The organism is Streptomyces sp. NPDC001220 (assembly GCF_053597895.1).
This window is the reverse complement of the sequence record NZ_JBSFJE010000008.1, coordinates 418,314-428,857: the sequence shown is the minus strand read 5'-3', so window position 1 is coordinate 428,857 and position 10,544 is coordinate 418,314. Positions and strand designations below refer to the sequence as shown.

At 72.7% G+C, this 10,544-nt stretch carries 10 protein-coding genes; 1 reads left to right on the top strand and 9 read right to left on the bottom strand.

Annotated features, from left to right (window positions below):
* Nucleotides 1-177: 177 nt before the first annotated feature.
* The 3 genes from ACWDGI_RS21790 to ACWDGI_RS21780 all read right to left on the bottom strand — a co-directional run bounded on the left by ACWDGI_RS21790 (nt 178) and on the right by ACWDGI_RS21780 (nt 3,020).
* On the bottom strand, nt 178-1,377 hold the full coding sequence (locus ACWDGI_RS21790; protein WP_450761352.1) for a glycoside hydrolase family 64 protein: 1,200 nt from the start codon (nt 1,375-1,377) through the stop codon (nt 178-180).
* A gap of 154 nt (nt 1,378-1,531) precedes the next feature.
* Entirely contained in the window at nt 1,532-2,287 is a 756-nt protein-coding gene (locus ACWDGI_RS21785; RefSeq protein WP_450761350.1) for a dienelactone hydrolase family protein, read from the bottom strand.
* Between the two features lie 112 nt (nt 2,288-2,399).
* On the bottom strand, nt 2,400-3,020 hold the full coding sequence (locus ACWDGI_RS21780; RefSeq protein WP_450761349.1) for an L-threonylcarbamoyladenylate synthase: 621 nt from the start codon (nt 3,018-3,020) through the stop codon (nt 2,400-2,402).
* Between the two features lie 334 nt (nt 3,021-3,354).
* Between ACWDGI_RS21780 and ACWDGI_RS21775 the strand changes: the two genes are divergently transcribed.
* Complete coding sequence (locus ACWDGI_RS21775; protein ID WP_450761347.1) at nt 3,355-4,884, top strand: helix-turn-helix domain-containing protein; 1,530 nt, start codon at nt 3,355-3,357, stop codon at nt 4,882-4,884.
* 133 nt (nt 4,885-5,017) lie between these two features.
* On the opposite strand, the gene ACWDGI_RS21770 is transcribed toward ACWDGI_RS21775, so the two are convergent.
* The 6 genes from ACWDGI_RS21770 to ACWDGI_RS21745 are packed head-to-tail and all read right to left on the bottom strand — an operon-like array spanning nt 5,018 to nt 10,363.
* Nucleotides 5,018-6,250 (bottom strand): cytochrome P450 family protein, encoded by a 1,233-nt coding sequence (locus ACWDGI_RS21770; RefSeq protein ID WP_450761345.1) that lies wholly within the window; start codon nt 6,248-6,250, stop codon nt 5,018-5,020.
* Nucleotides 6,247-7,476 carry a cytochrome P450 gene (locus tag ACWDGI_RS21765; RefSeq protein ID WP_450761344.1) on the bottom strand — a complete coding sequence of 410 codons (1,230 nt, stop codon included), beginning with the start codon at nt 7,474-7,476 and terminating at the stop codon, nt 6,247-6,249. The genes ACWDGI_RS21770 and ACWDGI_RS21765 overlap by 4 nt, the downstream gene beginning before the upstream one ends.
* The gene (locus ACWDGI_RS21760) at nt 7,473-8,096 is read right to left on the bottom strand and encodes a GTP-binding protein (RefSeq protein WP_450761342.1); all 624 of its coding nucleotides are present in this window, start codon (nt 8,094-8,096) and stop codon (nt 7,473-7,475) included. Before ACWDGI_RS21760 ends, ACWDGI_RS21765 begins: the two co-directional genes overlap by 4 nt.
* Nucleotides 8,068-8,430, bottom strand: coding sequence for a DUF742 domain-containing protein (locus ACWDGI_RS21755; protein WP_450761340.1), 363 nt, complete (start codon nt 8,428-8,430; stop codon nt 8,068-8,070). Before ACWDGI_RS21755 ends, ACWDGI_RS21760 begins: the two co-directional genes overlap by 29 nt.
* Complete coding sequence (locus tag ACWDGI_RS21750) at nt 8,427-8,849, bottom strand: roadblock/LC7 domain-containing protein (protein ID WP_450761338.1); 423 nt, start codon at nt 8,847-8,849, stop codon at nt 8,427-8,429. The genes ACWDGI_RS21755 and ACWDGI_RS21750 overlap by 4 nt, the downstream gene beginning before the upstream one ends.
* Complete coding sequence (locus ACWDGI_RS21745; protein WP_450761336.1) at nt 8,846-10,363, bottom strand: ATP-binding protein; 1,518 nt, start codon at nt 10,361-10,363, stop codon at nt 8,846-8,848. Before ACWDGI_RS21745 ends, ACWDGI_RS21750 begins: the two co-directional genes overlap by 4 nt.
* Between the last annotated feature and the right edge of the window lie 181 nt (nt 10,364-10,544).

Here is a 10,544-nt window from a genome sequence, read left to right as displayed (position 1 = left end):
CAGGACGGGCGGCATCCGCGAGACCCGCCCCGACGGCTACGCGTTGTGGAACTTCGCGACGATGGGCGTGATGGTGATGGTGATCCGCTGAACGCGCCCCCGTTGGGGCGCGGGGAACTGCGCGCTCAGCCCCCACACTCCCGCACCCGGACTCCGGGTGCGGGACGCCCGGCCGTGTCAGCTCAGCGGGTCCAGCGTGAGGTACGCCTGCTGCGGGTTGCCGTCGTTGACCAGCGACTCCTGGTTGCCGACGTCGTCGAAGGCGAAGGCATACGCCTTGCCGTCGGCCATCTGCGCGTGGATCTTGCGCGCGTAGTGGTTGGTGACCGTGTCCAGGTAGAAGTCGGCCGGGTTGTTGTCCGGCTGGTTCGCGCTGGTCAGCAGCGTCGACCGGTTGAAGCCCGCGCAGAGGGTGCGCGAGATCGGTCCGCGTACCTGGTCGTTGGGCGCGTCGAGCAGGTTGTGGCAGCCGAAGATGCTGTTCGCGTCCGGCTTCTGGAAGCTCGTCACCACCGCTCCGGCGGAGTTGGTGAAGTTCATGACGTTCCCCGAGACCCGCCCGTAGTACTTGGTGTTGGGCTGGTCGGCGAACGGCGTGACGGTCAGGGTCGACGTCGAGTACCTGGACCAGACCCGGTTGACGTAGTCGTCCATGACGGTCGACGGCAGCGCCCCGGTCTCCACGCCGTACAGCGGGGACAGCGCGCGGAGCACGGTGCCGTCGGAGCGGGTCTGGATCAGGTTCGCCCAGCCGCCGGGCTGCCCGCGCAGGGCGCTGAAGAACCCGTTGTAGCCACCCGGCTTGAGATGCCCGGTGCTGGCCGTGCTGCCGTCGGAGCGCTGCACCCCGACCGCGTACGGCACCGAGAACATGTCGACCTGGGTGCTGTTGATCCACAGACCCGAGTCGTTGAGCGTGTACTCGGACCAGTTGAAGAGGATGTTGCGGTTGGGGTCGCTCGGGTTCTGCACGGCGGGCTGGACCAGACCGCCGGTGGTCAGCCTGAAGTCGAGCTTCTGGCCGTAGGAGAAGTAGATCCGGCCGGAGAACTTCGGGATCCGGATCGTCGCCGACTGTCCCGCCGCCGGGCCCGTGATCGAGGCGTCCGGTGCGGGGGTCGGCGGGGTGCCGCCGGCCGGCCAGGCGTGGAAGGTGCCGCTCGCGTCGGCCCAGCCCTGCCGGCCGGTGGAGAGCTGGGTGCCGAGGTCGTAGACGTACACCTGGTCGCCGCGGCCGGAGTTGTTGGTGATCTTCAGGGGGATGGTGTCCGGTACGGCCGCGCCGGCCGGCTGCGGGGTGCCCAGCGTGAGCGCCCCGCCGATCAGTGCCGCCGCGGCCGTCAGGGGCAGCGTCCGGCGTGCGAGTCCTGTGCGCACTCTCCACCTCCGTGTGGGGTCGGGGTCGTACGGACATTGGTCCGTACCAGTTTGAGAGCGCTCTCAGACTGGCGGTGGGGCGAGTGCATGTCAATGAGTGGGACAGAATCGGGGCCCGTCGACCGACGGGCCCCGATGTACCGCTGTGCTCCGCTCAGAAGGTGCGCTTCAGCAGATCCAGCAGTGCGTCCCAGTGGCGCTCGGCGGCCTCGGCCGAGTACGCCGGGGTGTCGGCCTGGGTGTAACCGTGCGCGGCGCCCGGGTAGATCTCGCAGGTGTTGCGGACCCCGGCGGCGGTGAGCGCCTCCTCGAAGGTGCGGATCTGCTCCTCGGTCATCGACTGGTCCTGGTCCGCGAAGCCGAAGTACAGCTCCGCCGTGATCCGGTCGGCCAGCAGGTGGGGGCTGTCCGCGTCCTCGGTGACCAGCCGGCCGCCGTGGAAGCCGCCCGCGGCCGCGACCCGGTCCGGGAACGCGGCGGCGGTCCGCACGGCCAGCCGGGCACCCATGCAGTAGCCGGTGATCGCCACCGGCCCGTCGGCCACCAGCGGGCTCTCGGCGAACCAGTCCAGGTAGGCCGCCGAGTCCCGGTCGCTGAGCTCGGGCGTCAGCGCCTGCATGATCGGGCCGATCCGCTGCCAGAGGGTCGGGTCCGCGGCCGGGTCGATGAACTCGGGCAGTTCGAGGACCGGGGTCCGGCCGCTGCGGTAGAAGACGTTCGGGAGCAGGACCGTGTATCCCGCACCGGCCAGCCGGTCCGCCATCGACTTCAGGTGCGGACGGATGCCGTAGGCGTCCTGGTAGAACAGCACGCCCGGGTGGGGGAGGCCGTCGGCGGGGTGGGCCAGGTAGGCGTCGGCTACACCGTCCTCGGTGGTGATGTCCACGTCGGTTCCCTGTACGGCGGTCATGGCGCAGTGCCTCTCTGTGGAGTCGGCGTCGGGTCGGGGGAGGCCCGGCGCGGCATGTCACGATCATCGTGGCACGCGAAGGTGAGAGGACGGTTGCGCGGGGACCCCGTCGTCACTCGAAGCGCGAGGTGTCTCCCGCGCCCTGGCGGACGATCACCGCCTCGCCGTCGGAGAAGTCGATGACCGTGGTCGGCTCCGTGCCGCAGTCCCCGGAGTCGACCACCGCGTCCACCTGGTGGTCGAGCCGGTCCTTGATCTCCCAGCCCTGGGTCAGCGGCTCCTTCTCGTCCGGCAGCAGCAGGGTGCTGGACAGCAGCGGCTCGCCCAGCTCCGCGAGCAGCGCCTGGGTGACCACATGGTCGGGGATGCGCACCCCGACCGTCTTCTTCTTCGGGTGCAGCAGCTTGCGGGGCACCTCACGGGTCGCCGGGAGGATGAAGGTGTAACTGCCGGGGGTCGACGCCTTCACGGCCCGGAACACGTCGTTGTCGACGCGCACGAACTGGCCGAGCTGGGCGAAGTCGCGGCACATCAGCGTGAAGTGGTGCCGGTCGTCCAGGTGCCGGATGCCGCGGATCCGGTCGATGCCGTCCCGGCTGCCGAGCTGGCAGCCCAGCGCGTAACAGGAGTCGGTGGGATATGCGATGAGTGACCCCGAGCGCACCGCGTCGGCGATCTGGGAGATGCTGCGCGGCTGCGGGTTGTCGGGGTGCACGTCGAAGTACTTCGCCATTCGACGAGCTTATGCCGTACCGGACCGGCCGGTCGCGCGGACGCGGCGGGACGGCCCGCGACCCGGGCCGCCGCGGCGCTCGTCGCGGTCGTCGGCGGCCCACGGACCACCGAGTCGGGGCCGCGGAAAATCCGTGTGCATGCCCGCCGGAATCCGGGGAACCCGCTACTCAGCCGCCCGAGGGCCCTCCCCCCGGCCCCGGGTGAGGCGTTCTTCGCCGGCGGCCCTTCCCCCGAGGGCCGCCGGCGGAGTTGTACCGGGCGGTCGGGACCTGCCCGTTCATCGGGTAACGTCCGTAGGCCGAGGCCGACGCTAGGACGAGGAGCAGGGCGAGATGGCAGGCCGGGCAGGGGAGAGCCCGCACCCCTCGACACCCCAGGGCGACCGCTGGGCCGCGCAACTCCTCGACCATCTGCGCCCCGGTGCCCGCGATCCGCGCCGGGTGGTCACCTGGCTCGCCCGCGCGGTGCAGGCCACCGTCTGCCTCCAGGACGCCGACGGCACCCTGCTCGCCGGGGAGCGGCTGTCCCTCGACGACAGTCTCGTCGCCGAGGTGGTCGCCGGCCGGATCTCCGCAGCCGCCGTCCAGGACGGCGACCGCCACCTCCGTCTGGTCTCCGTCCGCGCCCCCGACCCGCGCTCGGCGGCCACCTCGCTGCTCGCCGTGGCCCGCGCCGTCCCCTTCGACCGGCGTGCCGCCGAGATCGTCACCCACACCGCCGGCGTCGTCGAACTCCTGCTGCGCGAGCGCGAGTCGACGGCCGCCGGGCGCCGGCTCCGGCGGGCCACCGCCGACCTGCGCCTGGCCATCCTGCAACTGCTGATGGTCGAGGACACCGTCTCCGCCCGCCGGGTCGCCGCCGGCCTGTGGCCCGGACTCCTCGACACCGACAGCGCCTGCGTGTACGTCGTCGAGGGGCACCCCGCGGAACGCGACGGCCTCGCCGAGGACTGCCTCGACATCACCCGCGGCCAGGCCCTGGTCGTGCGCTGTCCCGCGGTCGACGGCCATGTCATCGTCGTCAGCCCCGCGCCGAGGGCGGGTCAGTGGCTGCGCTCGGTCGTCGACGGTCGCCCCGACACCTACCTCGGGGGCAGCGTCCGGCAGAGCCTCGCCCGTACCGCCACCGCCTACGGCCAGGCCATCAGTGCCCTCGCCGTCGCCCACTTCCGAGCCGACCAGGCCGCCGTCTACGCCGAACGCACGCATCCGGAACGGCTGATGGACCCCGCCGCGCTGCACGCCTGGTCCACCGCCGTGCTCCGGCCGCTCGACACCCTGCCCCACCACACCCGCGCGGAACTCCTCGCCACCACCCGCCTCGGCCTGGAGTTCACCGCCGTCAGCGCGGCCAAGGTGCTCGGCGTCAGCCGCAACACCGTCCGGGCCCGCATGGACCGCGTCGAGGCCCTGCTGGGCGCCGACTTCTCCGACCTCGCCGTGCGCGCCACCGCCCACCTGGCCCTGAACACCCAGGCGGCCCGGACGGAGGACCTCGGCGCCACGGCACCTCAGACGTCCGGCGCGCGGCTCGGGGACCTGCTGGCCGGACCCGGGCTGCGCGCCTGGGCGCACGACCTGCTGGACCGGCTGACCCGGGACGGCCGTGATCTGCGGGGCACCCTGCGCGCCTGGATCTCCGCCGGCGGCAACGCCGAACGCGCCGCCCAGGACCTGGGGGTGCACGCCCAGACCGTCCGTGAACACGTCCGGGGCGCCGAACCCGTCCTGGAGCGTCAGCTGCTGGCCGCCGGCACCGACCTGTACGAGGTCGTCCTGGCCCACCTCGCCCTCGGGGACCTCACGGCCCCCGCCCTGCTCCGGGCGAATCCGGGCCAACCGGACTCACCTGTGCACGGGTGAGTCCTCCGGGTGCCCGATCGGGCATCGACGCGGTACCCAACGGCCGGATCCGCACGTAAGTTCAGCTTCCGCGGGGGCACGACCGGAACGGGGGACCGGTCGCAGCCCCCGCGACCCCGGATCCGCGCGGGGCTCACGTCCCGAGCCGTACCGGGATCTCCTGCCAGCCGAAGGCGATGAACGACGGCACCTGCCGCAGTTCATCCGCCCCGACCGCCAGCCGCAGTCCCGGGAAGCGGTCGAACAGGGCGGGCAACGCGGCGAGTGCCTCCGCCCGGGCCAGCGGCGCGCCGATGCAGCGATGCACCCCGAGCCCGAACGAGAGATGGTCGTCGGCCCCGCGCGCCGCGTCGAACACGTCCGCGTCCGCTCCGTAGTGCTCCGGGTCCAGGCCCGCCGCCGCGTACGTCGTGATGATCGCGTCCCCGGCCGGCACGGTGACGTCCGCCACCTTCAGATCGGTCACCGCGAACCGCAGCGGCAGCGCGGCGATCGACGGATGGACCCGCAGGGTCTCGTCGACCACCGCGTCCCAGCCGACCGTCCCGGCGCGTACCGCCGCCAGCTGCACCGGACGGGTCAGCAGCGCCACCACCGCGTTGCCGATCAGGTTGACCGTGGTCTCGAATCCGGCACCGATCACCAGCAGCAGCGTGTACAGCAGTTCCTCGTCGCTGAGCCGGTCGCCGTCCTCGTCGCGGACCCGGATCAGCTCCGTGGTCATGTCGTCGCCGGGGTGGTCGGCCTTGTACGCGATCAGCCCGCCGAGAACCGTGCCGATGCGCTCCTGCACGAACAGCGCGTGTTCCGGGGTCGGGTCGGAGGTGTCCATGATGGCCGCGATCAGCTCGCCGGTGTCCGCCCGCATCTCGTCGGGAACCCCGAACAGTTCGCAGATCATCCGCATGGGCAGCGGATGCGCCAGCTCCGCACGGAGGTCCACCACCGAGCCGTCGGTGCCCGCGGCCGCCACCGCGTCGAGCAGCTCCCCGGCGATGGCCGTGACGCGTGGCAGCATCGCCTCGGTGCGCCGGTGCGTGAAGCTCGGCGCCACCAGCTTGCGCAGCCGGGTGTGGTCGGGGCCGTAGGCGGAGAGCATGTTGACCACGCCGATCCAGCTGACCACCCAGCCCCAGGAGGGGTGTTCGCCGATCTCCGGCCACAACCGCCAGTGCTTGCGGGGGTCCTTGCTGACCCGGGGATCGAGGATCAGCTCCTTGAGGACGTCGTAGCCGGTGGGCGCCCAGGCGGGTATGCCGCCGGGCAGTTCCACCGGAACGACGGGGCCGAGGGCGCGTAACCGTGCGCTCTCCGCCGCGATGTCGGAGCCGAACGGGTCGAGAGCGATGCGGTCGGTGACGGTCACGACGACTCTCCAGGCTGGTCGGGGGAGCGGGGGCTGAACCGGACGGGCAGGGACGTCAGCGAGCGGTGGAACGGGCCGGGCCGCCAGCTGAGCCGTTCGCGGGGCAGGACCGGGTCGAGGTCGGGCAGCCACAGGGTGAGCCGTTCGATCGCCTCGGTCGCGATGAGCAGCGCGTGGTGCCGCACCGGGCAGGCGTGCGGGCCCGCGCCCCACGACAGGTGCGAGGCGTCCGCGGGCCGCCGGCCGCTGCCGGCCTCCCGCTCGGCGAACAGTCCCACGGCACCGAAGGAGACGACCACCGGGATCGCCGGCCTGACCCACGCCCCGTGGAAGGAGACGGGCCGACGGGCGTAGTAGATCCCGTAGTTGGCCAGCGGGGTCTCGTGGTGCAGCACCTCGATCACCGCGTCCATGACCGGGCGGGCGCCGCTGGTCAGCGTGGAGTAGTAGAGGGAGTTGCCGAGGATCCGGGACAGCGCGTTGGACACCAGGTTGGTGGTCGGCTCGTATCCCGCGCCGAGGGTGAGGAACACCTGCCAGGTGACCTCCTCCGGGGTCAGCCCGGCCGGATGGTCCAGGAGCATGCTCGGCAGGTCCTCGCCGCGCTCGGCGACCTTGGCGGCGACCAGCCGCAGCACGTAGTCGGCGAACTCCGCCTCGCCCTCGGCCGCCTGCGCGCCGCCCTCCATCATCTTCAGGAGGCCCTCGTTGAGCCGGTCGCCCTGGCTGTCCGGCAGCCCGAACAGGTTGTTGAACACCAGCGCCATCAGCGGCCGGGTGAAGTCGGTGACGAGATCGGCCTCGCCGCGCGGCCCGAAACGGTCCACCAGCAGTCGTACCGCCCGGTGCACCAGCGCGCGCAGATCGTGCGGCTCGATCAGGTCGAACACGTCGATGAGGCTGGTGCGGTAGCGGATGTGGGCGTCGGCGTCGGAGAACAGGGCGTTGGGCCGCCAGCGCATCATGCCGAGCAGCGGGGAGTCCTCGGGGACGGTGGCCTCCCAGTCCCGCGGGTCGTGCGAGAAGGTCTCCACGTCCCGCAGCACGTCGAGGGCGGCGTGCCGCTCGGTGATGACGTACGCGGGCGTGCCCGGGGAGAGTTCCGCCCAGCCCACCGGGCCCTGGGCGCGCAGCGCCGCGTAGTAGCCGTGCGGGTTCCGGGCGAAGCCGTCCTCCCACAGGCGCACCGGTCCGGAGACGGTGAAGGACTGCTGCTGCACGGTCATCGGGCCTCCGCGGGCCGGTCGTCGATCAGGTGCTGTACGAGGGCGAGCAGCGCGTCGACCGAGGAGTGCGGGTCCCGGGCGTCACAGGTGACCATCGGGGTGCCCGGCTCCAGGTCCAGGGCGGCGCGCAGCTGTTCGCCCGTGTAGTGGCCGGGCGCGTCGGGAAACGCGTTGAAGGCGACCGCGTACGGCAGCCCCGCCTCCTCCACAAGCCCCAGCACGTCGAAGGAGGCGTCGATACGGCGGCTGTCCACCAGGACCAGGGCGCCCAGCGCCCCGTAGGAGATGTCGTCCCACAGCGTCCGGAACCGCTGCTGCCCGGGAGTCCCGAACAGGTAGAGCACGATGCCGCCGGTCAGGCTGATCCGCCCGAAGTCGATCGCGACGGTCGTCGTCTCCTTCTCCCGCACCCCGTCGAGTTCGTCGACATGGACGGAGGCCTCGGTGAGGTGCTCCTCGGTGTGCAGCGGGCGGATCTCCGACACCGAGTCGATCAGGGTCGTCTTGCCCACCCCGAACGGCCCGGTGACCATGATCTTCACCAGGTCGCGGGCGGTGTCGGGGAGATGGGGGCCGCCCGCGCGGGGCAGCTCACCGGTGTTTGAGGGCGCGGAGGCCATCGGCCACTCTCTTCAGCAGGTCGGGGTCGAACCGTTCGGCGGGCGGGATCGGCGCGCGGGCCTGGACCAGGTCCCGGTCGACGAGGTCGGCGGCCAGCACCCGGACGGCGGAGACCGGCAGCCGCAGCAGCGCCGCCGCCTCCACCAGCGTCAGCGCACCACCGGACAGCAGCTCCAGCAGGGCCTGTTCGGCGGCGGGCAGACCGGCCGGCAGGGGCGTCCCGTCACGGGTGAGCACCGTCAGCCGTTCCAGATGCGGACGGCTGGGCCGGGCCACCCCGCCGGTCGAGAGATACGCGGGGACCAGGGGACGGCCGCCACGGCGGCCGGTCATGCCGGCGCGCCGCCGTCGGAGCCTCTGGGCGCCGCCGCCATCGCCTTCTCGCCCAGCCGGGCCACCTGCGAGTGCACCCGGTGCGCCAGCAGGTCCAGCCGCACCTCCGGGTCGCCGTAGGCCGCCACGCAGGTGCCGTGGTCGGTCGGCACGATCAGCACGTACCCGTGGTCCGACTCGACGACCACCTGCCGCACCTCGGCCCGGTCCCGGTCCGCGAACGCGGCGGCCGCGGCCCGGCAGGCGCCCTGCACGGTACTGGTGATCGCGGCCACCCGCTCGGCGGTCGCCTGGGACAGGGCCTCGGTGTACCCCGTCGCGAGGCCGTCCCGGGTGAGCAGGACGGCGGCCAGTACGTGCGGTACCTGCAGGATCGGATCCAGCACCCATGCCGTCTCGCCCGCATCGCGGCTGGTCATCTGGCCGCTCCTCCTTCGTCGTCGGTCCGTTGGGGATCGGGCGCGCCGGCCCGCTTGGGGGTTCGCGCCGCCGCGGTGCCGTACTGCAGGGCCGCGAGCGCGGCGGCCGCCTCCTCGGGCCGCCGGGTGCCCGGCTGCTGCCGCGGTGCTCCGGGGGCGTCGGGACGGGTACGACGCCGCCGCTGCGGCAGACCACCCAGGTCACCGGGTTCCTGGTGGCCGGGGGCGCGTTCGTGCTCGGCTCCAGGGACGGCCGGTGCCGGTGTCGGTGTCGGTGTCTGTGTCTGTGTCGGTGTCGGTGTCGCGGGTGCGGGGGCCGGGGGAGCCGGGGGCTCGGCCGACGGCGCCCCGTCCGCGGCGGCCCGCACCGACGGCGTTTCGCGCACCGCCGGTTCACCGGCCGTCGGTTCGTGGGCCGGTTCCCGGCGTACCACCGTGCGCTCGCGCGTCGAGCGCGGTGCGCTGGCCGACGGCGGCCGTACGTCCGGGTCGATCCGGCCGAGCAGATGGCTGTCGACCCGCAGCACCGCGCGCACCCCGCCGTACGGCGAGGGGGTGGAGACGTCGACGCTCAGGTCGAACTGGCGGGTGAGCTGGCCGACCGCGGCCAGGCCCATGCGCGGCGGATCGCCGAGGTCGGTCAGCAGGATCGGCTCGCTGCCGGCCACCAGCCGCTGGGCGCGGGCCCGTTCGTCCTGTGTCATGCCGAGGCCGGCGTCGTCGACCGTGACGCACACCCCGTGATGGACGTGCTCCAGATTGACGACGACGTCGGTGTCCGGCGCCGAGTGGCGCAGCGCGTTGTCGAGGAGTTCGGCGACGATGATGGCGACCGGCTCGACGGCGTGGGACACCAGGGCGGTGCCCGGCTCCAGATGGTGGTGGACCTTGACCCGGTGGTAGCCGGCGAGCCGGGCCTGGCCGCCGGTGACGGCGTCCACCACATGGGACTCCTCGCGGGCCAGCCCCACCCAGGCTCCGCACACCACCGCGGCCACCTGCGCGCGCCGCAGCGACTGCTCGTTCTCGTGGTCCAGCGCGAACAGCGTCTGCGCCAACTCCGGGTCGTCGTAGCGCTGCTGGAGTCCGCGCAGCGCGTCCTGCAGGCGGTACAGGGCGGCCTGGATCTCCCGGGTGGCGCCCCGCAGGCCGGCCTGGGCGGCCGCGTCGATGCGCATGCGCTGCGCGGTCAACTCCTCGCGCAGCGCGGTGAGTACGTACTCCAGCGCGATCCCCGTGGGGGTCCCGGGCGTCTGCTGCCCGGCCGGGCCCGGCACCTTGAGGTGCGGATGCGTGAGCTGCGCGGCGGCCGCGGGCATCCGGCGGGCGGCCAGATGCTCGACCTCGGTGATGAACGTGCCCTCGGCGCCTGCCAGTCGGGCGCGCAACTCCGCCACTTCGGCCCGCAGCGCCGCCTTCTGGCGCCGGGTCCGCAGCAGGCTGCCGCCGAGCGCGAGCGCGCAGAGCGTTCCGGCGGCGAGACCACCGGCCACCAGTTCCGGCAATTCGATCATGGAATCGGTTTCCAGGAGAGTAGGGCAGCAGTGGGCACGGGGAGCCCAGGGCCCTCCCATGTGGCGCTCGCAGCACAGTACACACCGTCATCGACCGGCCCCGCACGGTGAATCGTTACATCGCTTCGAATCTGCTCGGCGTGTGTTCGCTTCTGTGTCAACTGTCGGAAATGCCGTACGC